Origin of the sequence: Streptomyces sp. NPDC048496 (assembly GCF_043200055.1) — a bacterium.
Taxonomy (GTDB): Bacteria; Actinomycetota; Actinomycetes; order Streptomycetales; family Streptomycetaceae; genus Streptomyces.
On sequence record NZ_JBICXB010000005.1, the window covers coordinates 147,283 to 170,333 of the forward strand.

Genomic DNA, 23,051 nt, shown 5'->3' on the forward strand with positions numbered 1-23,051 from the left:
TCTCCCTGGTTTGTCACTCGGGCGCTGACCGGACGTACGACGGTGGGAGCATCGCTCAGCCGCGGCCCCCGGCCACCACCTTCTCCGTCGCGGCCCGTACGGCGGCCGCGTCGTCGGCGGGCAGGGGGAGGCGCGGCGGACGGGTGCGGCCGCCGTGGCGTCCGGCAACGTCCATGGATGCCTTGATGGCCTGGACGAATTCCGGCTTCGAATCCCACCGCAGCAGAGGGTGCAGTTCACGGTAGAGCGGCAGGGCGGTTGCCAGGTCACCTGTCACAGCGGCCCGGTACAGCTCCACACAACAGGACGGCAGCATGTTCGGACAGCCCGCGATCCAGCCGACGGCCCCGGCGAGCGCCAGTTCCAGCAGTACGTCGTCGGCGCCCACGAGCAGGTCGAGGCCGGGCGCCTGTTCGGCGATCTCGTACGCCCTCCGGACGTCGCCACTGAACTCCTTGACCGCCACGATGCTGCCCTCCTGGTGGAGAGCGGCGAGCAGGCTCGGGGCCAGATCCACCTTGGTGTCGTAGGGGTTGTTGTACGCGACGACCGGCACCCCGACTTCGGCCACAGCGGCGTAGTGGGCGCGGACCGCCGCGTCCTCGCAACGGTAGCCGTTGGGCGGCAGGAGCAGTACGGAACCGGCGCCCGCCTCTGCGGCTCGTTCCGCCCAGCGTCGTGACTCGGCGCTGCCGTAGGCGGAGACGCCGGGCATGACGCGGCTGCCGTCGCCGGCCGCCTCGACGGCGACCCTGACGACCTGCTCGCGTTCGCTGTCGGTCAGGGTCTGGTACTCCCCCAGTGACCCGTTGGGTACCACACCGTCGCAACCCGCCGCGATGAGCTGCTGGACGTGCGTGGCATAGGCGTCGTAGTCGATCGTGCAGTCATCGCGCAGGGTCAGCGGTGTGGCGACCATGACACCGTGCCAGGGGCGGGTGCGCAGGTGGGCGTTCGTCAGCATCGTGGCTCCTTATGAGGTGTGACATGTCATGGCAGGCGGAGCATGGGCAGCAGCCGACGGCGAGGAGCGCCGAGGCGCGGCAGGGAGTGGGTGCAGGTCTACCCCGGGTCGGTCGGCTCGGCGAGCGTGGACAGCTTCACGGGGCAGGCCAGCGGCCGCCGGTCGGGTCCGTCCGGCCCTTCTCCGGTGCCGCGTACCGTGTTGTGTGCGGTGCCGTGCGCATCGGCCAGTTCGCGGACGGCGAATCCGCAGGTCCGGCCCTGGCACCACCCCATCCCGGCCCGGGTGAGCAGTTTGACGGTCCTGGTGTCACCGGCTCCGAGCTCCTCGCACGCGGCACGGATCCGGCCCGCGGTGGCCTCTTCGCAACGGCAGACCTCCGTGTCGTCGGCCAGCCATTCGCTCCACCCCGCCCCCGGCCGGTGCACAGCACCCATCAACGCGGCGAAGGCCCGCAGGCTGCGCCCGGAACGAAGCAGAGCGACGGCTCTGCGCGCCACTCCCCGCCGTACCCCACCCCGAACCTCGCGAAGGACCGACAGCGCAGCCAACTCGCCCTCACACAGGGCAAGTTCGACACCACCGATACCGCCCGTCTCTCCTGCCGCCCAGACCCCCGGCACGGTGGTCCTGAGCTGCTCGTCGAGGACGACCGCGTGCGTACCGTCCGCGCACACGCGTGTACCGCAGCCCACCGCCACGGCGAGTTCCAGCTGAGGAACGAGCCCGTGTCCGACGGCGAGTGCATCGCAGGCGATCCTGCGACCGGTCCCCGGCAGCGGACGCCATCGGTGGTCCACCTGGCTGACGGTCACCGCCTCCACCCGGTCTTCGCCGTGCACGTCGGTGACTGCCCGGTGGGACAGAACCCGGACTCCGGCGCGGGCCAGCGCCACCCCGTACCGGACCGCTTCGGCCGCCTTGCCGGGGTTGACGGCCAGCACGAGGGGATTTCGCGCGTACGCGCCGTATCCGGACGCTTCGACCAGCGCCGGAACGCCGGCACCGGCGCGCGTCAGCGAGAGAGCGACGGCCTGAAGAAGCGGACCGCTCCCCGCGACCACGATCCGGCGGCCCGGCAGCACCAGGCCGGACTTGAGCATGGCCTGGGCCCCGGCCGCACTCACCACACCTGGAAGTGTCCATCCAGGAAACGGCAGTTGGCGTTCATGGGCCCCCGTCGCCAGCAGCAGTCGGCGGGCCGGGACAGCAATGCGGTGATCCCCTCCGGATCCGGTGACGGCGTGCAGGATCCAGTCGCCGTCACCGGCTCGTTCGACCGTCCACACGTGGTGGTCGGCGAGATGGCGGATCGCGCCGGAGTCGCGGTGCGCCGCAAGCCGTGCCGAGAGTTCGGCGAAGACGGACCAGCCGTGGTGAAAGGCGCCGGGCCGGGCGGCGCCGAGCCCGTCGGCCGGGCTTCGGTAGTACTGTCCGCCCGGCGTGACGGCCGAGTCCAACAGGACTACGTCGAGCCCGTGATCGGCCGCGGTGACGGCTGCGGCCAGGCCGGCCGGCCCCGCGCCGACCACGGCAAGTCCGGCACGGTCCGCTGCCTGTGGCCGGCGTTCAGCTGTCGAGTGCGGCATGCCCGTCGCCCTCCTGCGTGGTGATGGTGTCGCCGGGCCGGGCGGGAAGCAAACATGCGCGCTGGTTGGGCCGGCCGTTGACGGTGGCCAGACAGTCGTAACAGGCACCGATGCCGCAGAAGGCTCCCCGCGGCCGGCCGTGGACGCGAGTGGTACGCCAGGTCAGGATGCCCGCCGACCAGAGTGCCGCGGCGATGCTCTGGCCCGGCAGTCCACTGATCGGGCGCCCGTCGAAGGTCAGCTGGTATGCCGGTCCCGGCTCCGCCGCGACGAGCTCGGCCGGGGTGCGTGCACGGGTGCGTCTCACAGCATCCTCTCCTTGGGCACGAGGCCCCTCCACCGTCATGTGGTCCGGCCCATGGTGTGGAACCGGTCCGGGGCGAACGGTCCGAGATCGATTTCCGGCTGCCGCCCGGCGATCGCATCGGCGATCAGCAGCCCGGTCGCGGGGGCCAGCCCGATCCCGGCCCCTTCATGGCCGCAGGCATGGAAGAGACCCGCCACCCGGGGGTCCGGGCCGATCGCCGGCAGATGATCGGGAAGATAGGGGCGGAACCCGTGGTAGGCGCGTATCACCCGCACATCCGCCAGTACGGGGAAGAGAGCGGCGGCCTGGGCGGCCAGTCGGGCGATCACCGGAACCGACAATGTCCGGTCGAAGCCGACCCGTTCGCGGCTGGCCCCGATCAGCACCGGTCCCGAGGGGGTTCCCTCCACCACGGGTGAGGTCTGCAGCGCCGCGGACCCGCTCGACACATCGGCCACGTACTCCGCCGCGTAGACCTTGTGCCGGATCAGCCGGGGCAACGGCTCGGTGACGAGTACGAATCCCCTGCGCGGCAGGACCGGCAGGTCCACTCCGGCCAGCGCGGCCAGGTCACCGCCCCAGGTGCCCGCCGCGTTGACGACCGCCGGGGCGAGCAGTTCGCCGCGTGTGGTGCGCACCCCACGTACCGCGCCCTCTCGGTCTCTGAGGATCGCGACGACCTCCTCCCCCGGGCACAGGCGTGCCCCGGAGCGGCCGGCCGACCGTAACAACTCGGCTGCTGCCACTGCTGGTTGGACCTGCGCATCCTGCGGATAGTGGAAGCCTCCGGCGAGGTGCGGTGCGAGATGGGGCTCGAAGTCGCGGAGCCGGTCGGATGTGACGTGGTACGCCTCGACTCCGGCCGCCCGCTGGCCGGCGGCCGTCGTGGACAGGGCGGTCAGGGATTCCTCGGACGCCGCCACGACCAGGCCGCCCTTGTGCTCGTACTCGATGCCAACAGGCAGTTCCTCCGCCAGTCGGCGCCACAAGGAGGCGGAGAGCAGGGCCAGTTCGAGTTCGGGTCCTGGAACTTTGTCGGAGACCAGGAGGTTTCCCTCCCCGGCTCCGGTGGTGCCTCCGGCGACCGGTCCGCGGTCGACTACCGCTACGGACAGTCCGGACCGGGAGGCGTAGTAGGCGCAGGCGGCACCGACCACTCCGGCCCCGACGATGACGACATCCAGGGTCTGTCTCATGAGCACGGCAGTAATATGTCACATTGCTTCAGGGGCGCCAAGGGTGCGCACAGGGCCAGTTGAACAGCTGTCACCCCCTCGCGCCGCTCGCAGGGGTGCCGGTTCCGCCGCCGGGGAAGTGGAGCCATGGACACCCCGAAGCGCCGATCCCGAGGAGCCGTGATGCACGACGACCGCACGCTGGTGGAGGGCCGCCTGGAGCGTGCCCTCCACCAATTCATCCGCCCCGCCCAGTACGCGGACCGGTTCCCGCTCACCCTCTCCGTGTGGCACGCGCCGGGCGAACCGGTGCCGGTGGCGGAGGCGATGAAGGGGACGTACGAGGCGTTCGAGGCCGGCACGGAGTGGGGCAGGCCCTGGTCGACCAGCTGGTTCAGGCTGGAGGGCACAGTGCCCGAGGCGTGGGCGGGGCGCCACGTCGAGGTGGTCGCCGACCCCGGATTCTCCGGTCAGGGTCCGGGCTTCCAGGCGGAGGGGATGCTCTACGACGCGGAGGGCGTACCGCTCAAGGGCATCCACCCCCGCAATCGCCATCTGAGGGTCGCGACCGCGGCGTCGGGCGGTGAGCCGGTCTCCTTGCTGCTGGAGGCGGCGGCCAACCCGGCCGTACTGGAGCACGGCTTCGCGCCGACCCCGCTCGGGGACGTCCTCACGGCGGGCGACCGGCCGCTGTACCGGTTCGTCTCCGCGGACCTCGCCGTACTGGACGAGGAGGTCTGGCATCTCGTCCTGGACATCGAGGTGTTGTCGGAGCTGATGTACGAACTGCCCGCCGACCGGTCACGACGGCACGAGATCCTGCGGGCGCTGGAGCGGATGCTCGACGCGCTGGATCTGCATGATGTGGCGGGCACGGCGTCCGGAGCCCGGGCCGAGCTCGCCGAGGCACTCGCCCGCCCCGCGTCGGCGAGCGCGCACCGGATCTCGGCCGCCGGTCATGCACACATCGACTCGGCGTGGCTGTGGCCGCTGCGCGAGACGGTACGGAAGGCCTCGCGCACGTTCGCCAATGTCACCGCGCTCGCCCAGGACTATCCGGAGCTGGTCTTCGCCTGTTCGCAGGCCCAGCAGTACGCCTGGGTGCGTGACCATCAGCCGCACATCTGGGAGCGGATCAAGCAGGCGGTGTCGGAAGGACAGTGGGCGCCCGTCGGCTCGATGTGGGTGGAATCCGACGCCAATATGCCGGGCGGTGAGGCGCTGGCGCGGCAGATCGTGCACGGGAAGCGTTTCTTCCAGGAGGAGCTGGGGGTGGAGACGGAGGAGATCTGGTTGCCGGATTCCTTCGGCTACACGGCGGCATTCCCGCAACTCGCCAGGCTGGCCGGGGTGAAGTGGTTCCTGACGCAGAAGCTCTCCTGGAACCAGACCAACAAGATGCCGCACCACACCTTCTGGTGGGAGGGCATCGACGGGACCAGGGTCTTCACCCATTTCCCGCCCGTCGACACGTACAACGCGCAGTTCCACGCCCGTGAACTCGCCCATGCGGAGAAGAACTTCTCCGACAAGGGGCGGGCGACCCGCTCGCTGGTGCCGTTCGGCTGGGGCGACGGCGGCGGCGGTCCGACCCGCGAGATGCTGGAGAAGGCGCGCCGGCTCCGCGATCTGGAGGGTTCTCCGCGGGTCACGATCGAGAAACCGTCGGCGTTCTTCGCGGCGGCGGAGGAGGAGTACGCCGAGCAGGCCCCGGTCTGGTCCGGCGAGCTGTATCTGGAGCTGCACCGGGCGACGTACACCACCCAGGCCAAGACCAAGCAGGGCAACCGTCGCAGTGAACACCTGCTGCGGGAGGCCGAGTTGTGGGCGACGGCGGCAGCGCTACGGGCGCCCGGGTACGCCTATCCGTACGAGACGCTGGACCGGGTCTGGAAGACGGTCCTGCTGCATCAGTTCCATGACATCCTGCCCGGCTCGTCGATCGCCTGGGTGCACCGCGAGGCCCGCGACACCTACGAACAGGTGCGGGGGGAGCTGGCCGACCTGGTGACCGAGGCGGTGACCGCGCTCGGCACCGCAGAGGGGTTGATGGCGCTCAACTCCTCCCCGTACGACCGACGTCAGGTGTTGGAGCTGGACGCAGAGGCGAGCGCGGCGCTGCCGCCCGGCGCCCATGTCCAGCAGCTGGCCGACTGGCGCACGGCGGTGCTCGCCGAGGCGCCGGGACTGGGAGCAGGACCGATCGACGGGTCCGCGGTGCCCGAACGCGAGGTCACGGCGGGCCGCACGTCGGACGACGGATTCGTCCTCGACAACGGGCTGCTGCGCTTCACCGTCGACCGCGACGGGCTGATCGCCGCCGTCCGTGACCTCGGCGCACGGCGTGAGGTCCTCGCCCCGGGTCACCGGGCCAATCTCCTTCAACTGCACCCGGACCACCCCAACCATTGGGACGCCTGGGACATCGACCGGCACTACCGCCGGTCCCGCACCGATCTGACCGATGCCGACTCGGTCGAGCTGGTCGAGGAGGGACCGCTGCGGGCGGCCGTGCGGGTGGTGCGCTCGTTCGGGAGCTCACGGATCGTGCAGGAGATCCGGCTGGCGGCGGGCAGCAGGCAGATCGACATCGAGACCGAGGTGGACTGGCAGGAGTCGGAGAAGGTCCTCAAGGCCGCGTTCCCGCTCGATGTGCATGCCGAACGGTCCACGTCCGAGATCCAGTTCGGGCATGTCCACCGCGCGACGCACGACAACACCGGCTGGGACGCGGCGCGTTTCGAGATCTGTGCACACCGCTGGCTGCGGGTCGCCGAGCCGGGATACGGGATCGCGGTGCTCAACGACTCCACGTACGGGCACGACGTGAACCGGACCCCGCACAGGTCGGGGCTCGCCACAACCGTACGGCTGACGCTGCTGCGCGCCCCGCACAGCCCGGATCCGGAGACCGACCTCGGCACGCACCGGTTCCGGTACGCGCTGGCGCCCGGGGCGGAGGTCTCGGACGCGGTACGCGAGGGGCTCGCGCTCAATCTGCCGCTGCGCGCGGCGGTGGCCCCGGCCGTGCCGTCACTGGTCACCACCGGGCATCCGGCGGTGACCGTGGAGGCGGTGAAGCTCGCCGAGGACCGAAGCGGCGATGTGGTCGTCCGGCTGTACGAGTCGGCCGGCGGCCGGGCGGAGGCCACGCTCCGGGTCGGCTTCCCCGTCGTGCGGGCGCAGATCACCGACCTGTTGGAACGACCCCTGCGCGACGCGACGACCGATGAGCACGGTCTCGTACTGGCGCTGCGGCCGTTCCAGATCCTGACGGTGCGACTGACCCCGGCCTGAGCGGCCGCCCCACCCCGGAACGGCCCAGGGGGTGTCCGGCCCCGATCCGCCGGTCAGGGGCGGGGCACGTTCCGCAGGTTGGAGCGGGCCATCTGAAGCATCCGGCCCACGCCGCCGTCCAGCACGATCTTGCTTGCGGAGAGCGCGAAGCCGGTCACCATCTCCGCGCTGATCTTCGGCGGGATGGAGAGCGCGTTGGGGTCGGTGACGACATCGACCAGGGCCGGTCCCTTGTGCTTGAAGGCGTCCTTGAGGGCGCCTTCGAGCTGCTTGGGCTTCTCCACCCGTACGCCGTACGCCCCGGAGGCCCGGGCGATCGCCGCGAAGTCCGGGTTCTTGTTGGTCGTACCGAACGACGGCAGACCCGCGACCAGCATCTCCAACTCGACCATGGAGAGAGCGGAGTTGTTGAACAGGACCACCTTCACCGGAAGGTTGTACTGGACGAGGGTGAGGAAGTCGCCCATCAGCATGGTGAATCCGCCGTCGCCGGACATCGACACGACCTGCCGGCTCCGGTCGACGAACTGGGCGCCGATCGCCTGCGGCAGCGCGTTGGCCATCGAGCCGTGACTGAACGAACCGATCACCCGGCGCTTGCCGTTGGGGGTGAGATAGCGGGCCGCCCACACATTGCACATGCCGGTGTCGACGGTGAACACCGCGTCGTCGTCCGCGAGTTCGTCGAGCACCGAGGCGACGTACTCGGGGTGGATCGGGATGTGCTTCTCGACCTTGCGGGTGTACGCCTTGACCACGCCCTCCAGCGCGTCGGCGTGCTTCTTCAGCATCCGGTCGAGGAACTTGCGGTCGGTCTTGACCTTCACCTGCGGCGTCAGACAGCGCAGCGTCTCACGGACATCGCCCCAGATCGCCAGATCCAGCTTGGAGCGGCGGCCGAGGTTCTCGGGGCGCACATCGACCTGGACGATCTTCACATCGGTAGGCAGAAAGGCGTTGTACGGGAAGTCGGTGCCGAGCAGGATCAGCAGATCGCACTCGTTGGTCGCCTCGTACGCGGCACCGTAGCCGAGCAGTCCGCTCATGCCGACGTCGTACGGGTTGTCGTACTGGATCCACTCCTTGCCGCGCAGCGCATGACCGACGGGGGCCTTCACCCGCTCGGCGAACTCCATGACCTCGGCGTGGGCGCCCGCCGTGCCGCTCCCGCAGAACAGCGTCACCCGCTTCGCCTCGTCGACCATCCGGCAGAGCTTCTCGATCTCCTCGTCACCGGGCCGGACCGTCGGCCGCGCGGTGACCAGGGCGTGCTCGATCGACTTCTCCGGCGCCGGCCGGGAGGCGATGTCGCCCGGCATCGAGACGACGCTGACCCCGCCGCGTCCGATGGCGTGCTGGATCGCGCTCTGGAGCAGCCTGGGCATCTGCTGCGGGTTGGAGATCATCTCGTTGTAGTGGCTGCACTCCTGGAAGAGCAGATCCGGATGGGTCTCCTGGAAGTAGCCGAGACCGATCTCGCTCGAAGGGATGTGCGAGGCAAGGGCGAGGACCGGGGCCATCGAGCGGTGGGCGTCGTAGAGGCCGTTGATGAGGTGCAGATTGCCGGGGCCGCAGGAACCCGCGCAGGCGGCCAGGGTCCCGGTGATCTGGGCCTCGGCGCCGGCCGCGAAGGCGGCGGTCTCCTCGTGTCTGACCTGGATCCACTCGATGGCCGCGTTGCGGCGAACGGCGTCGACGACCGGGTTGAGGCTGTCGCCGACGACGCCGTACAGGCGCTTGACGCCCGCCCGGACGAGAATGTCGACGAACTGCTCCGACACGTTCTGCTTGGCCATGGGTGCGTTTCCTCTCCGCGCTAGGAGTCCATCAACCCATGGCGCGTGCGGTTACGCCTCCCAGACGCCGACACTTGTACGGTCGTCGGCGTACCCCTTCACCCTGAGCTGGGTGTCCGCGAGGAACGCCGCCAGGCCGGGCGGCTCCTGGGGCGTCCAGCGTTCGGCGAGCTCCTCGGCGAGGGCGGGTTCGCCGCGCAGCGGCTCGGCGAGACCGGTACTGCACAGGAGCAGCGTGTCCCCCGGGCGGGCTACCGAGGCGCGGAACCGGAACGGCTGCGCGGGTGGCGGTGGCAGGCTCTCGACGTACGGGGACGGGGGCGTCGCGATCCCCAGGTCCATGGTCAGCGGGTCGACGTCGGGCCCGCTCCCGGGGGACACGGACCCGAAGCCGACGACGGCCTGCCCGGTCATGGCCCCGGGGTCCGGGACGTCCGGTTCGAGGTCCTGCCAGACGCCGTCCCGCAGCCGGAAGAGCCCCCCACCGCCCACCCCGAAGAAGACCCGGGTCCGGCAGGCGGGATCGGCCGACAGCAGCAGACACCGCAGCCCCGCGGTGTACTCCTCCGGTTCGATCCCCAGCTCGACGGCGCGGGCGCGGAGTTTGCCGTAGCTGCGGTCGGTGAGGCGGTGCAGACCGGACTTGAGGTCGCCGCGGCGGCCCGCTCTTATGTCCTCGGAGAGCCGGGGGTGGCTGCGGCCGACGGCTCCGCCGATCCAGCGGCAGGCGTCCGCGGCCGCGAGATGGGCACCCTCGGTGGCACGGGCGCCGCTGGCGACGGCGACGAGCACGAGGGCGTTCTCGGCGGCACCGAACCGCACGGTGAGCAGGGCGTCGCGCCGGGGCTCTCCCCGGAACCGGGCGGAGTCGCCACGCACGGAGGCGGCGCGCAGCGTGTATGTCCCGTACCGGGCGCCGTCGAGCACGGTGTCGGCGACGAGTCCGTCCAGTTCCTGGGGGACGGTGGCGGGAAGAGCGGTCGGCTCGGCGTCGTAGGTGGGCGGACGGTCGCCTACGTACGAGGGGCCGGGGCGGGCCGCGGGGGCGGGAGGGGCTTCGGGAGCGGTCCCGGGGGCAGGTGCGGCCGGGAGCACGGTGGTCGGTCCCGCCTCGGGCGCCGCCGGCTCCGCGGCGACCGGCCGTCTCGGAAGCGGCGGAACGGAGGCTGTGGCCGGCGCTTCGACAACGGACGGCGGCGTGGCCGGCGGCGGCGTGGTGAATGTCCTCGGCCGCGAGGGGCCGGCCGGCGGTTCCCACGGCGCACGCGCCTGCACGGATCGCACGGGCGGCGGAGGTGGAGGTTCCGGTGCCGACGGAGGCCGAGGCGGAGGCGAAGGTGCAGGTGGCGGCGGAGGCGGCACGGGCGGACCGTCGGCGGGCGCCACGCGGGGTGGTTCCGGCAAGGCGACGTCCGCCCCGGGCCCCGGCGGACCCACCGCCCCCGAAGCCGAGTCGAATCGGTCGTCGAGACTGTCGGCCGCGTTACTCGCCCCGGCGTCCGGGGCGGTTTCGTCGTACAGCTTGCGCCACCAGTCGTCCTCGTGGGCGGCGGGCCTCTCCCCCTGCTGACTCATGCCCTTATTGTCCACCGCACGGGCCGTACGAAAACGGGTCATCAGGAAAAAAGAGGTCCGCCGGGCGACCCCACCCCCCACGGGAAGGTCGCCCGGCGGACCGGTCATGGTGTGGCCGAGGTCAACGCACCGCGTACGCGTCGACGACGGTCTGGACGACGGAGTTTCCGTTGGCGTCCGTCAGTTCCGTCTTCAGCGTGACCGGCTTGCCGGCCGCACCCGCGTGGTTCACGGTCGCGGTCCAACGCCCGTCCTGCTGTGCGGTGGTGGCCTGGGTCCAGGTCGTGCCACCGTCGTACGAGTACGACACCTTGGCCGCGGTCAGCTTGCCGGGCGTGTAGCCGGCGTGGCCCGTGACACTCAGGCCGATCTGCTGACCGTCCTGCGCCGCCAGGGTCTTCATGCCGTCCGTGGCCAGGTCGTATCCGGGGAACAGCAGCGGAATACCCTGAGAGTACGCGTTCTCGTCCCGCTTCGAACGGAACTTCCAGGTGGTCTCGGTCCGGGTGGACCGCTTCCACACGGCGGCGGGCTGACCCAACCTCATGGTCCGCATGGTGAGTTCGTACGCCGCGTCCCCGGCCGGGACGGTGAACACCCCGGACGGCCAGTAGGACTCGCCGAGCACCTCGCCACCGCTGGTCAGCGTCATGTTGCCCATATCCCCGAAGGAGCCCTGGATGCCACGGTGTTCGCTGTCCGCCCAGAAACCCGGGGCGACGCCGATCAGGTTGTCCTGACGCTCGGCGGCGAGCACCTCCTTGCCCTGGGCGTCGCGCGGAGTCGACGGGCCGAGGATGCCCCGGTACCAGTTCTCCGTGCGCTTCGAGCCGGCCGTGTAGGTGTGCGCCGGATCGGCCATGGCCTCGCCAAACGGCAAGCTGGAGGAGACGTAGCGCTCCCAGGCGGTGTCGCCCGCCGTGTAGTACTCGGTGCGCTTGCCCGGGACGGCGACCGAGTCGAACGGTGCGGAGTAACGCCCGCCGTACGGCCGGCCGAAGACCATCATATCGACGTAGTCGGCCGCGACACCCATCGCCTCGTACGTGGCGGTGGACATGCCGAGCTTGCTGTCACGGACCTTGTACGTCCGGTCCGAGGTGACCGGGCCGGTCTCAGGGAAGCTCAGGTTGTAGACGAACGGGCTGGCGGCAGTGCCCTTCCAGCGCAGCTTCACGGGGCCGGCGGCCAGGGCGGCGTTCAGGCCGGCGGCCTCACTCGCTTCGACGGCGAGGGCGGGCAGCGGCGCCGAACCAAAGCCAAAGGACGGCTGCCAGAGGCCCGAGGACGGCCGGTGCACGATGATCGCCTTGGCCCCGGCGGCCTTGGCGTTCCGCGCCTGGACGCTCATGGATCCGTCGTCGGCGACCTTCACCAGGGCGATCTTGCCCGTGACATCGGCGGCCCTCAGCTCGTCGGGGGTGCCGGTGCCCGCGTCGACGAGCGCGGCCTCGCCGGTACCGTCGAGGTTGACGGAGCCGGTGCTCGCGAGCAGCGGGTGCAGTTCGGCGCCGCCGACCACCGCGAGCTTCTCGATCTGCGGGGCGTACGCACGCCAGGCGCTGTCGAACTCGAAGTCACCGTCGGTTGCCCTGCCCTGGATGTCGACCAGGTAGTTCTTGACGATGCGGGTGCCGGTGACGGAGCCCGCGTGCAGCCAGACGTCGTCCCAGCTGCGGCCGAAGGCGAGGGTCGTGGAACGGGCCTCGGACGCGCGGTCCTCGGTCCTCACCTGAATCCGATGGGCCTTGCGGGCGTCCAGCACCAGGGTGGTGTCCTTGGTGACGTTCAGCTGCGGGCGCGCCAGGTATCCGACGGACTCGACGAGCCTGCCGGTGGCGTCCTTCAGGTCCGGCGACATGATGAAGCTGGAGACGAAGTAGGCGCCGGGGCGGACCTGGTACACCTGGTCGGCCGAGCCGTCGTTGAAGCGGCGCTCACCGGTGGCGGTGTCGGTACCGATGACGTCCAGCGAGGAGGAGCCCGCGGCGGGCTTGCCGGTGCGGTCGACGAGCTTGACCCGCAGGGTGACGGTCTCCGCGCCGACGTACAGCGAGAACGGGGTGGACACCTTGACGCCGTCGGCGCCGGTGGCCAGCACACGCCCGGTGACATCACCGTACTGGGCGGCCTTCAGCTGCGCCGTCGGGTCGATCTGCAGCGGGACCTTGACGGTGGCTCCGGCCGGAACGGTGACACTGCTCGCGTCGAGCTTCGCGACGGAGGAGCGGACGGCCGAGCCGTCGTTACCGGTGACACCCTGGACCTTCAGCGACAGCTTCACCGGCTCGGTGCCGGAGTTGGTGTACGGAACGTCGACCGTGGTGCGGTCGGACTTGTCCTGCGGCCAGTTGAACGTGCCGCCCTGGACGGCGGGGGCACCGACGACGGTGGTGTCGATGGCGGCCTTCACGTCGAGGCGGCCGCCGCCGGTCTCCCGCACGTCACCGGGGATGTCGCTCTTCGCGGACGAGACGAGGGCCGCCTTGATCTGCTGTGCGGTCCAGTCCGGGTGACGCTGCTTCACGATCGCTGCGGCGCCCGCGACATGCGGGGTGGCCATCGATGTACCGGACATCGTCCGGTACGCGTAGACACCGCGGCCACCGGCCGCCGCCGCCGAGATGGCGACGCCGGGGGCGGCGATCTCGGGCTTGAGGGTGTGCGATCCGATCACGGGTCCGCGGCTGGAGAACTGGGCCGTGGAGTCGTCGCGGTCGACGGCGCCGACGGTCAGCACGCTGGGGGCGCAGCCCGGGGAGGAGACGGTGTTCAGCGTCGGGCCGGAGTTGCCTGCCGCGATGACGAACAAGGTGTTCTTGCTCTGGGCGAGTTGTTCGGCGGCGATGCTCATCGGGTCGGTGCAGTCGGTCGGCGTCGGGCTCCCGAGGCTCATGGAGACGACATCGGCCTTCTGGTCGACGGCCCACTGCATGCCGGCGATGATCCAGGACTCGGCACCGAAGCCGCGGTCGTTGAGAACCTTGCCGACGAGCAGGTCGGCGCCGGGTGCGACGCCCTTCTTCTTGCCGTCGCTGGCCGCGCCGGTACCGCCGACGGTGGAGATGGTGTGGGTGCCGTGGCCCTGCCGGTCGTCGGTGGTGTTGGAGTCGGTGAAGTTCTCCGAGGCGGCGATCCGGCCCTTGAGGTCGGGGTGTTCGGCGTCGACACCGGTGTCGAGGACGGCGACCTTGGTGCCCTTGCCGTCGTATCCGGCGGCCCAGGCGAGGTCGGCGCCGATCTGCTTGGTCGACTTGTCGAGGGTGGCCTGAACCTTGCGGTCGAGCCAGAGCTTCTTCAGACCGGAGGCCGAGCGGGAGCGGTTGTTGGTGACGTCCGACCAGAAGTCGGCGGCCTTGGCCTTGTCCGCCTTGAGCGCGACGCCGTCGATGGCGTCGAGGGAGAGCCCGCGCTTCGCGCCGCGCGGGGTGGCGGGCGCGGAACGGGCCAGGTTCTGGCCGTAGACCGCGATCAACGGCAGCGACGTGGTACTCGCGTCGTCGTAGCCCTGGCGGATCAGTCCGGTGACGTTGAAGAGCTCCTCGTCGACCGTGCCCGCGGCGAGCGCCTCGGTCGCGGTGTCCGGGTACACGTACAGGTCCTTGCCGGACTGCCGGGTCTGTACGAGGGGGACGGTGCCGTCCTCACGGGGCAGTGCGGTGGCCGACGGGGCCCCCGAACTATCCGTGCTCACCAGGACCTTGTCACCGGTCACCAAAGTGACGGTGACCGGCTTGCCGCCCTTCGCGGCAGCGTCGGCACCGGCTGCCGCGCTGCCGGTCAGCGGTCTCTTCGAAGTGGACTCCGTCGGTGGCGCTGCCACGGACGGTGCGACCACGGTGACGGCCAGGACCGCGGCGGTCGCCGCTCCCAGTGCCGTACGCGATATCGGGCGCATCGCTCTCCCCAGATGAATACGGATCAAGACAGCGCAAGCTGGCTGATTCCGGAGGCTATTGGTGCTGCGGTGGGCGCCACATTGGCATGGCGACGGGCGATGCAGGGATGATGTACACGGCGGGTTTACGCCGTGGCCGTTTTCCGCCACGACCGGCCGGGCCGAAGAGGGCGGAACGATGCGGAACTGACGCGTCCGGGGAGGGGTCCGAGGGTGCTGGGAGCCATAGGTCTCGACGGAAGACAGGAGTCCGCCTATCGCGCGCTCGTCGCGGTGGGCGCAGCGGAGGTCTCCGACCTCGCACACCGGCTGGGACTTCCCGAGTCGGAGACCGAGCGGGCGCTTCGCCGACTGGAGCAACAGGGCCTCGCCGCCCAGTCGTCCGCCCGCACCGGGCGGTGGGTGGCGGCGCCGCCGGGGGTCGCCCTGGGCGCCCTGCTGACCCAGCAGCGCCACGAACTGGAGCAGGCGGAACTGGCGGCGGCGCTGCTCGCCGAGGAGTACCGGGCGGATGCGGCCGAGCCCGCCGTGCATGATCTGGTCGAGGTGGTCACGGGCGCGAGCGCGGTGGCGCACCGCTTCCACCAGTTGCAGCTGGGTGCGACCAGCGAGGTGTGCGCCCTCGTCACCGGGAAGCCGATCGCCGTCAGCGGCATGGAGAACGAGTCCGAGGAACAGGCGGCGACCCGTGGGGTGTCCTTCCGGGTGGTGATCGAGCGGGAGGTCCTCGCACTGCCGTCCGGAATCCTGGAGCTGTCGGCGGCCCTGAGCCGGGACGAACAGTGCCGGGTCGTCGACCGGGTGCCGACCAAGCTGGTCGTCGCCGACGCCTCGCTGGCGATGGTGCCGCTGACCGGCCGGGGCGCCGAGCCCGCGGCGCTGGTCGTCCATGCGTCCGGGCTGCTGGAGTCGCTGATGGGGCTCTTCGAGGCGGTGTGGCGCGAGGCCATGCCGTTGCGGTTGGGCGAGAGCGGCTGGGCTCACGAGGACCCCGTGGGCCCCGATCCGACCGATCTGGAAATTCTGTCGCTGCTGCTGGCCGGGCTCACGGACGCGAGCGTGGCGAAACAGCTGGAGCTGGGACTGCGGACCGTGCAGCGGCGGGTGAAGGGCCTGATGGAGCTGACCGGGGTGTCGACGCGGCTGCAGCTGGGCTGGCACGCGTACGAACGGGGCTGGGTGGCCCGCACGCCGCGGGCCTGAACGAGACGGGTCCGCTTACGGCCTCCCCCGCAGCAGGGAGTGGGGGAGGCCGTAAGGCTTCGGGACCGCCTCATCACCCCTCTGAGCTGCGTCGACGGCGTCCGCACCGAGCCTTGCTGACGGGCGGAACCTGCCGGACTCCGGCAGGCTGGTGAGATGGGTGTGTGGCAGCTCATCGCCGTTGGCCTGGTCATGCTGCTCGGCCTGGTCGGCGTGCTGGTGCCCGGGGTGCCCGGCCAGGCGATCGTCTGGGCCGCCGTGCTGTGGTGGGCGCTCACCGACAGGAGCCCGGCCGCCTGGGGCGTACTGATCGGCGCCACCGCACTCCTGTTGCTGAACCAGGCGCTGAAACCGCTGCTGCGGCCACGCCGCCCGCACGAGGCCGGGGCGCCGCGCAAGACGCTGATGCTGGGCGGGATCGCCGGGATCGTGGGCTTTTTCGTGGTGCCCGTGGTGGGCGGGATCCTGGGATACATCGGGGCGATCTACGGTGCGGAACGCCTGCGGCTCGGCAGCGGCGGAGCGGCGCGGACCTCGCTCCGTTCGGTGATGCGGGCAACCGGCTACTCCGTGCTCGTCGAGCTGTTCGCGTGTCTGCTGGTGACGGGGGCGTGGCTGGGAACGGTGCTCTGGGGCTGACCGCCCGGCTCTTTCCCCGTGACCATCAATGGGCTGTTGAGCCAGTTTCGGGTCGGCCGTCTCGGCCTGGACGGGTGGTAGCCGCTGGTCTGACCAGCTTTTCCACGGTTTCGGTTCCGGTCGGGCCCTGAGGGCTGTCGTTCGGATCAGGCCGATCCGGCATGATGCGAAGGCAGTTCCTGGAGCTCCAGGTGGCGCACGGCGTACGAACGCCAGGGCCGCCACCGCCCCGCCTCGGGGCGCCCGTCCGGATCCACATCGGGGTCACCGAGCGCCCGCATCCTGATCAGCGCCGCGGCCGCCGGTCCGATCCCCGGCAGCCGCAGCAGCGCACGCTCGGCCTCCTCACGGTCCGCCCCGGCGTCGAGCCGTACGTCCCCGTCCGCCAGCGCGGCCGCCAGCGCCCGCAGCGCCGGAGCCTCCGCCTCTCCTGCCAGCACTCCCGGCTCAGGGAACACATGCGTCAGCCCTCCACAGGGCACGTCCAGAACCTTCCCGTACGTCTCCACGAGCCGTTCCGCCGCGTCCCGGCCCACCAGCGTCCGTGCCGCGAACTCCTCCGGGTCCGCCGCCCCCGGCGACCGCAGCCCCGGGCGGGCGGCGACGCGCGATGCCAGCAGCGGGTCGGCGCCGAGCCGCTCGTCGACGGCGTACGGATCGGCGTCCAGGTCGAAGAGGCGCCGCAGCCGCTGCACCGCCGTCGTCAGGTCGCGCAGATCGGTCAGGTGGATCCGGGCGTCCAGCCACGCCCCCGCGGACCGCTCGTCGACGGCGACGATGCCCGTCCCGTAAGGCAGCCGCAGGGTGCGCCGATAGGTACGGGCGCCGGGCTCACCGCTGATCTCCTCGATCCGGGCGACCGTCTCACCGGCCAGCAGATCGAAGACCTCCCGGGCGGCGTACGGCCCGCGGTGGGCGAGCCGGAGCGGGACCCCGGTCGTGCGCGCCTCCCGTACCGCCGCGCCCAGCCCGGTGCCGGCCTCGGCCCGCAGTGCGCTCGGCGTACGGGCGTAGATCTGCCGGATCGTGTCGTTGAACTGGCGCACGCTGGCGAAGCCCGACGCGAACGCGATCTCGGTGACGGGCAGCCCGGTCGTCTGGAGCAGCACCCGTGCGGTGTGTGCGCGCTGGGCACGGGCGAGGGCGACGGGTCCGGCGCCCAGCTCGGCGTTGAGCTGCCGCTGCACCTGGCGCGAGCTGTAGCCGAGCCGGTGGGCGAGACCGGGAACGCCTTCCCGGTCGACCACGCCGTCGCCGATCATCCGCATGGCGCGGCCGACGACATCGGCGCGTACGTCCCATGCCGCGGACCCCGGGACGGCGTCCGGGCGGCATCGTCTGCAGGCCCGGAAGCCGTGGCCCTGGGCGGCGGCCGCGGTCGGGTAGAAGCGGACGTTCTTCCGTTTGGGGGTGACGGCGGGGCAGCTCGGGCGGCAGTAGATGCCGGTGGTCTCGACGGCGAAGAAGAACTCCCCGTCGAAACGCGCGTCGCGGCTGCTCACCGCCTCGTACCTGGTCTGTTCGTCCATCACACCGCCAGTGTGCGCCACCCCCCAGTGGCGCACTCGCGGTTTTCGGACGTGGACCCGGCCCCCTGTGCGTTACCGCAGCCGGCCCCGCTTGGCGTCCATGGCCGCCCGGCCCTCGGCGCCCTTGCGCTTCCAGTCGCGGCGGATCTCGGACCGTACCCGGGCATCGGTCTTGGCGACGATGCGCTGGTTCTCGCGGAGCAGCTTGCGGTAGCTGTCGAGGCGTCGCTCGGGCAGCGCGCCGTCCTCGATGGCGGCGAGCACTGCGCAGCCGGGCTCGGACTCATGGTTGCAGTCGTGGAAGCGGCACTCCTGGGCCAGGTCCTCCACGTCCGAGAAGACCTGCCCGACACCGGCCTCCGCGTCCCAGAGACCGACCCCGCGCAGCCCAGGGGTGTCGATGAGGACGCCCCCCGAGGGCAGGACCAGCAGGTTGCGGGTCGTGGTGGTGTGCCGGCCCTTGCCGTCGACGTCACGGGCTGCCTGCACAGCCATCACGTCGTCGCCGAGCAGAGCGTTGGCAAGCGTGGACTTGCCCGCGCCGGACACCCCGAGCAGCACACTCGTACCGCCGGAGACGATGGCACCGAGCACGTCGAGCCCCTCCCCGGTCGCGGAGCTGACGGGCAGCACCTGCACACCGGGGGCGACGGTCTCGATGTCCTGGACGAGGTACGCCAGCGTGGCGGCGTCCGGCACCAGGTCCGCCTTGGTCAGAACCACCAGCGGCTGAGCGGCGCCGTCCTGCGCGGACGCCCCGTCCCGCAGCAGTGCGTCACCGCTGGAGCTGGACATGGCGAGCGCCAGAAAGCGTTCCACCCGCCCCAGGTCGAGCTCCACGGCGAGCGAGACACAGATGGCGATGTGGTCGACGTTGGTGGCGAGGACCTGTCCCTCGGACCGCTTCGACGACGTCGAGCGCACGAAGGCGGTACGCCGTGGCAGCAGCGTCCGTACGAACCGCGGATCACCTTCGGGGTCGACGGCGACCCAGTCGCCCGTGCAGACGATCCGCATCGGGTCGCGCGGCACCACGAACGCGGTGTCGGCGCGCACGGTGCCGTCGGGGGTGACGACATCGCACTGACCGCGGTCCACCCGCACCACCCGTCCGGGCAGCAGCCCCTGTTCGGCGTGGGGAGCGAACTCGGCGGCCCGGTCGTCGTCCCAGCCGTACGGTGCCAGCGGATGCGACGCGGACGGGCCGGCGAGGGAGGAGAGCGGGGAAAGCGAGGAGAAAGACAAGGGAAACCCTTCAAAGGGTGGCCCCGGCGACGCGCACACGGGCGCGCGGAAGTTACGGAGAAGGTCAGCCGGCGACCACGGGAGTGAGAACGATGCTCTTCGGGTTGTGGGCAGCGCCCACCGCGGCGACAGTCATCAATGTCCTCACCTCCAGGTCCAAACACGGGGCCGACACCGGCGGTTCATGCCCGCCGTCCGGAACGCTGCACACGATAGCCCGGGACCGCCCGACGGCGTCAACACATTTTGATCCGGCCATCCGGGGGGATGCGCGCGGCGGGCGCGCGCGGCCGGCCCGGTCCGGCATTCACATCGGCTGCTTGTCCAGGCCGGCCAGGCGGTGCTGACGCTTCCTCACCTACGCCCGGGTATGCCCGATGCCCACCACCCCCCGTGGAGTGGTGGGCATCGGCGCGTGCGGTCCCGTACGGACACGGGAGTTCGGGCGATCCGGGCTCGGCCCCGGACAGCCCGCACTCAGATGGGTTCCATCCGGAACGAGTTCGACGCTTCGAGGTCATTCACCGAGGTCCTCGCAGGAGGTGCGCGCGGAGGGCACGAGTCCGTCCGCGCGGGGCGGACCCGGCTCGGGACGCGGTGCCCGGTCCCGGTCCCGGTCCCGCCGGGCCGCCTGCCATTCGGCGAGCAGGCGGTCGTAGATCGGGGTGTCGTCCTCCGTGTGCTGGTGCCGGCCCCGCGGGCGTTGGCTGTCGTACTGGTCCATGGGATGCCTGTACCCGGTTCGACGGGTGACGGCCGCCGCAACTGCGGCAACCGGCCCAGTACTCCCCTCCAACGAGGGGTTCGGGCAGCTGCCCATGGGCGGGGGGACTTCCGCCTTACGACGGATCAGCCGCCGAGGGGCATGCCGCCGAGCAGCGGCGCAGCCTCCTGGGCTGCGCCGGCTGCCTGACCGGCGACCATGGTGACGCTGCCCTTCTTCTGCACCGAGCCGGTGGCGCCGCTGACGGTGTCGACGACCGGGTCGACACCTTGCGGCGCCGCCTCCAGCACCTGGTTGACGCCGCCGTCGAGACTGAAGCCGGGGGCCGTGGCGGTGGTCGCGGCGAAGGCGGGAGCAGCCGTTCCGAGAGCAACCACGGAACCGGCAACGAGCGCAGCTGTCTTCGCGTACTTCACTTTCGGGTTCCCTTCTGCGGCGGCATCTGTTTCGGTCGCGTCCCCGCACCGCACAAGCCTTCTTTACCTGTGACTTCTGCCGCTTTCGCCCTGGGTAACGATCCCGTTCCGGCCGGGCAACTGCGCGGTCTCCTTTTTCTTCCGGAACACTCGATCGATTGCATGACTAATCACCGGAACGGGTGTTGTGCGGGTTCCGGGGGCGGAATCAGTGGTGCACTGTCAGGTGCTCCGTTCTGCGCAGCTGTCCGGGTGTCAGCCTCCAGCCGCCGGCGCTCCGCGCCCCGGGCCGGTGGAATGCCTCCGGTCGTTCCGCCGCATCCGGGCAGTGCCGCGTACCTCCGGGACGGAGAACGCAGAAGAGAGGAACGCCCCGGATCGCAGGAGATGCGATCCGGGGCGAACCGGAATTGAGCACGAAGCTCGACCGACAGCGGTCAGCTGTTGGCGCAGGCGTTGCCGAAGGCCGGGTTGATCAGACCGATCACGCTCAGGGTGTTGCCGCAGGCGTTGACCGGAATGTGAATCGGAGCCTGGATGACGTTGCCGGAAACGACGCCCGGGGAGTTGAGAGCGGAGCCATCGGCACCGGTGTCGGCGAATGCGGGCGTAGCGGCACCGATCGCCATCAGCGTTCCGGCGGCGATGGCGGCAACCTTGGTGTACTTCACTTTCATCCCTTTCTTTGACGGAGTCCGGAGCGGTCACGACTTTCGTGCCGCACGAGCGCTGTCCTGATCGCTCGTAACTCCGCCACTGCATTTCGTAACGATGTAAGTCCGTGCGCGAAACTCTTCAAGGAGAGAATTCTCGGAAATCCGCCCGAATGACGCAATCGCTTGATCGCCCGGCGCCACCGCCGGAATCGTCCGGCCTTTCCGATGCGGCGAGCAAGCGGCGGGCAGCAGCAGGCCCGGGCCGCGCAGGGGAGGAACGCCGACGGCCCGGGCCAGTTCGGTGCGGCCGGATCAGCTGTTGGCGGCGCCGTTGCCGGAGAGCACCGGGATGTTGTCCCGGATGTGCGACAGGGGCTCGTCACCCTTGGCCTGGGTGGAGTTCTCGGTGCACTGCTGGTTCTGCGGCGAGGGCAGGGCGTTGACGTCCTGGGCCGCGATCGGGACGACACCGAGAAGCGAACCGGTGTTGACCTTGGCCGGGAGGCCGACGCAGGGCTTGTTCAGGCCGCCCTGGACCAGACCGAACTGCGGGCTCCAGTCACCACGGGTCTCGGAGTCGCCGAAGGACTGCGAGGCGCCGTTGCCGTTGACCGAGATGGTACCGGTGTCGTTGCCGATGGCCATCGCCGGCGGAGCGAGCGTGGTCGAGCTGCCGACAATAGGGGCGGCGACGGCGCCCGCAGCCAGAACCCTCTTGATCACGATTAACCCTTCTCGTCCTTGACACCCCACGTCGGAGCGCCCTGCCCAACTCGGGGCACGACGTTTGGTTCTCTTCATTCACCCGAATGCCAGGACGTCGCGGACACCCGTACGAGAGCACACCCAGAAACCCGGAGGCCCGCCTGAACAACGGGCTGGAGAACATGCATGCGTCATCCGTCCGGGTGGTCACACAATTACCGTGGACTTTCGAGTTTCCTTCACCAATTCCCCATCGTTACGACTGTCGACAAGCGCACTTCCGGAACGCGTACGGCAGAGATTCGCCGATTCCGCCGCCACGCGACCATCGCTTGCCGAACACGGACATGGAGAACCGTCGGGGCGGCAGCCCCGGGCGGTAACTGCCACCGCCTAGTGAGAGAAATGTGGGCATTCCGCCCGCGCACGATGTCCTAAGAAAGGGCAACCAATGCGAAAAGCCTTGAGTAAAAGCATGATCGTCATGGCGGCGGCGTCAGGAATCCTGACCGCAGCCGGTGGCTACGCATTCGCGGATGCCTCGGCCGACGGGACGGCCGCCGGTTCGCCGGGCGTCGGCTCCGGCAATGCCGTGCAGGTGCCGGTGCACGTTCCCGTCAACCTCTGCGGCAACACGGTCAATGTGGTCGGGCTGCTGAACCCGGCCTTCGGTAATGGGTGCGAGAACACCGACAGCGGTTCGGACGGCAACGGAACCCGGGGCGCGAGCGCCGAGGGTTCAACCAGCGACTCCCCCGGGGTGCTGTCGGGGAACCTGATCCAGGCTCCTGTCGATGTCCCGGTCAATGTCTGCGGCAACTCCGTCGATGTCGTCGGTGCGCTGAACCCCACGTCCGGCAACGGGTGCGCCAACACGCACCGGCCGTCAACGACAGTGCCGCCCACCACCGTTCCCCCCGTCACGGTGCCCCCTGTCACCGTGCCGCCTGTCACCGTGCCCCCCGTCACGGTGCCCCCTGTCACGGTGCCGCCCGTCACGGTGCCGCCCGTCACGGTGCCCCCTGTCACCGTGCCCCCTGTCACCGTGCCCCCCGTCACCGTGCCCCCCGTCACCGTGCCGCCGACCACCACGGTGCCCCCCACCACCGTGCCCCCCACCACCGTTCCCCCCACCACCGTTCCCCCGACCACCACCGTGCCCGTCACCGATACGACGGTGCCGCGCACCCCGCATGTCCCCGACTCGCAGCTGGCCCACACCGGGGCCGCCGACCTCGGCCTGGCGGCCGGAGCGAGCGTCGCCCTGCTGCTCGGCGGCACGGTGCTGATGCGTCGCGCCCGCGCCGGACAGAAGTGACATAACAGCTGGATC

The 23,051-nt window shown here is 70.6% G+C and carries 17 protein-coding genes; 4 read left to right on the forward strand and 13 right to left on the reverse strand.

What is annotated here, in order from left to right; translation table 11 throughout:
• Nucleotides 1-55: 55 nt before the first annotated feature.
• The 4 genes from ACGFSA_RS08075 to ACGFSA_RS08090 form a co-directional block, all read right to left on the reverse strand.
• Nucleotides 56-964, reverse strand: a complete 909-nt coding sequence (locus ACGFSA_RS08075) for a dihydrodipicolinate synthase family protein (protein WP_393301347.1) — start codon at nt 962-964, stop codon at nt 56-58.
• 98 nt (nt 965-1,062) lie between these two features.
• Nucleotides 1,063-2,553 (reverse strand): NAD(P)/FAD-dependent oxidoreductase, encoded by a 1,491-nt coding sequence (locus tag ACGFSA_RS08080; RefSeq protein ID WP_393301350.1) that lies wholly within the window; start codon nt 2,551-2,553, stop codon nt 1,063-1,065.
• A complete protein-coding gene (locus ACGFSA_RS08085) occupies nt 2,534-2,899 on the reverse strand; it encodes a (2Fe-2S)-binding protein (RefSeq protein ID WP_393301353.1) in 366 nt (121 codons plus the stop codon). The genes ACGFSA_RS08080 and ACGFSA_RS08085 overlap by 20 nt, the downstream gene beginning before the upstream one ends.
• Nucleotides 2,896-4,056: an NAD(P)/FAD-dependent oxidoreductase gene (locus tag ACGFSA_RS08090; RefSeq protein ID WP_393301356.1), complete on the reverse strand. Its 1,161-nt coding sequence runs from the start codon at nt 4,054-4,056 to the stop codon at nt 2,896-2,898. Before ACGFSA_RS08090 ends, ACGFSA_RS08085 begins: the two co-directional genes overlap by 4 nt.
• 162 nt (nt 4,057-4,218) lie before the next feature.
• Between ACGFSA_RS08090 and ACGFSA_RS08095 the strand changes: the two genes are divergently transcribed.
• Nucleotides 4,219-7,332: an alpha-mannosidase gene (locus ACGFSA_RS08095; RefSeq protein WP_393301359.1), complete on the forward strand. Its 3,114-nt coding sequence runs from the start codon at nt 4,219-4,221 to the stop codon at nt 7,330-7,332.
• Nucleotides 7,333-7,385: 53 nt separating this feature from the next.
• Here the strand turns inward: ACGFSA_RS08095 and ACGFSA_RS08100 are convergent, their stop codons facing one another.
• The 3 genes from ACGFSA_RS08100 to ACGFSA_RS08110 form a co-directional block, all read right to left on the reverse strand.
• Complete coding sequence (locus ACGFSA_RS08100) at nt 7,386-9,128, reverse strand: pyruvate dehydrogenase (RefSeq protein WP_393301362.1); 1,743 nt, start codon at nt 9,126-9,128, stop codon at nt 7,386-7,388.
• A gap of 51 nt (nt 9,129-9,179) precedes the next feature.
• A complete protein-coding gene (locus ACGFSA_RS08105; RefSeq protein ID WP_393301364.1) occupies nt 9,180-10,703 on the reverse strand; it encodes a protein phosphatase 2C domain-containing protein in 1,524 nt (507 codons plus the stop codon).
• Between the two features lie 121 nt (nt 10,704-10,824).
• Nucleotides 10,825-14,601, reverse strand: a complete 3,777-nt coding sequence (locus ACGFSA_RS08110; RefSeq protein ID WP_393301367.1) for a S8 family serine peptidase — start codon at nt 14,599-14,601, stop codon at nt 10,825-10,827.
• Nucleotides 14,602-14,814: 213 nt separating this feature from the next.
• On the opposite strand from ACGFSA_RS08110, the gene ACGFSA_RS08115 reads away from it, so the two are divergent.
• Nucleotides 14,815-15,804, forward strand: coding sequence for a helix-turn-helix domain-containing protein (locus ACGFSA_RS08115; RefSeq protein ID WP_393301370.1), 990 nt, complete (start codon nt 14,815-14,817; stop codon nt 15,802-15,804).
• A gap of 156 nt (nt 15,805-15,960) precedes the next feature.
• Entirely contained in the window at nt 15,961-16,443 is a 483-nt protein-coding gene (locus ACGFSA_RS08120; protein WP_393301373.1) for a DUF456 domain-containing protein, read from the forward strand.
• A 146-nt stretch (nt 16,444-16,589) separates the two neighbouring features.
• Here ACGFSA_RS08120 and ACGFSA_RS08125 read toward each other — a convergent pair whose 3' ends face one another.
• The 6 genes from ACGFSA_RS08125 to ACGFSA_RS08150 form a co-directional block, all read right to left on the reverse strand.
• Nucleotides 16,590-17,972 carry a DNA-3-methyladenine glycosylase 2 family protein gene (locus tag ACGFSA_RS08125; RefSeq protein ID WP_393301616.1) on the reverse strand — a complete coding sequence of 461 codons (1,383 nt, stop codon included), beginning with the start codon at nt 17,970-17,972 and terminating at the stop codon, nt 16,590-16,592.
• Between the two features lie 72 nt (nt 17,973-18,044).
• Nucleotides 18,045-19,217 carry a ribosome small subunit-dependent GTPase A gene (gene rsgA, locus ACGFSA_RS08130; protein ID WP_393301376.1) on the reverse strand — a complete coding sequence of 391 codons (1,173 nt, stop codon included), beginning with the start codon at nt 19,215-19,217 and terminating at the stop codon, nt 18,045-18,047.
• 517 nt (nt 19,218-19,734) lie between these two features.
• Nucleotides 19,735-19,941 (reverse strand): hypothetical protein, encoded by a 207-nt coding sequence (locus ACGFSA_RS08135; RefSeq protein WP_393301379.1) that lies wholly within the window; start codon nt 19,939-19,941, stop codon nt 19,735-19,737.
• 125 nt (nt 19,942-20,066) lie between these two features.
• Nucleotides 20,067-20,357, reverse strand: a complete 291-nt coding sequence (locus ACGFSA_RS08140) for a hypothetical protein (RefSeq protein WP_393301382.1) — start codon at nt 20,355-20,357, stop codon at nt 20,067-20,069.
• A 437-nt stretch (nt 20,358-20,794) separates the two neighbouring features.
• Nucleotides 20,795-21,028 (reverse strand): chaplin, encoded by a 234-nt coding sequence (locus ACGFSA_RS08145; RefSeq protein ID WP_393301385.1) that lies wholly within the window; start codon nt 21,026-21,028, stop codon nt 20,795-20,797.
• Nucleotides 21,029-21,325: 297 nt separating this feature from the next.
• Nucleotides 21,326-21,736 (reverse strand): rodlin, encoded by a 411-nt coding sequence (locus ACGFSA_RS08150; RefSeq protein ID WP_393301388.1) that lies wholly within the window; start codon nt 21,734-21,736, stop codon nt 21,326-21,328.
• 457 nt (nt 21,737-22,193) lie between these two features.
• Between ACGFSA_RS08150 and ACGFSA_RS08155 the strand changes: the two genes are divergently transcribed.
• A complete protein-coding gene (locus tag ACGFSA_RS08155; protein ID WP_393301391.1) occupies nt 22,194-23,036 on the forward strand; it encodes a chaplin in 843 nt (280 codons plus the stop codon).
• Nucleotides 23,037-23,051 lie beyond the last annotated feature (15 nt).

Coding starts and splice junctions, on each gene's coding strand:
- ACGFSA_RS08075 (WP_393301347.1), bottom strand. CDS start 964: ATGCTGACGAACGCCCACCTGCGCACCCGCCCCTGGCACGGTGTCATG.
- ACGFSA_RS08080 (WP_393301350.1), bottom strand. CDS start 2,553: ATGCCGCACTCGACAGCTGAACGCCGGCCACAGGCAGCGGACCGTGCC.
- ACGFSA_RS08085 (WP_393301353.1), bottom strand. CDS start 2,899: ATGACGGTGGAGGGGCCTCGTGCCCAAGGAGAGGATGCTGTGAGACGC.
- ACGFSA_RS08090 (WP_393301356.1), bottom strand. CDS start 4,056: ATGAGACAGACCCTGGATGTCGTCATCGTCGGGGCCGGAGTGGTCGGT.
- ACGFSA_RS08095 (WP_393301359.1), top strand. CDS start 4,219: ATGCACGACGACCGCACGCTGGTGGAGGGCCGCCTGGAGCGTGCCCTC.
- ACGFSA_RS08100 (WP_393301362.1), bottom strand. CDS start 9,128: ATGGCCAAGCAGAACGTGTCGGAGCAGTTCGTCGACATTCTCGTCCGG.
- ACGFSA_RS08105 (WP_393301364.1), bottom strand. CDS start 10,703: ATGAGTCAGCAGGGGGAGAGGCCCGCCGCCCACGAGGACGACTGGTGG.
- ACGFSA_RS08110 (WP_393301367.1), bottom strand. CDS start 14,601: ATGCGCCCGATATCGCGTACGGCACTGGGAGCGGCGACCGCCGCGGTC.
- ACGFSA_RS08120 (WP_393301373.1), top strand. CDS start 15,961: ATGGGTGTGTGGCAGCTCATCGCCGTTGGCCTGGTCATGCTGCTCGGC.
- ACGFSA_RS08125 (WP_393301616.1), bottom strand. CDS start 17,972: ATGGACGAACAGACCAGGTACGAGGCGGTGAGCAGCCGCGACGCGCGT.
- ACGFSA_RS08135 (WP_393301379.1), bottom strand. CDS start 19,941: ATGGACCAGTACGACAGCCAACGCCCGCGGGGCCGGCACCAGCACACG.
- ACGFSA_RS08155 (WP_393301391.1), top strand. CDS start 22,194: ATGATCGTCATGGCGGCGGCGTCAGGAATCCTGACCGCAGCCGGTGGC.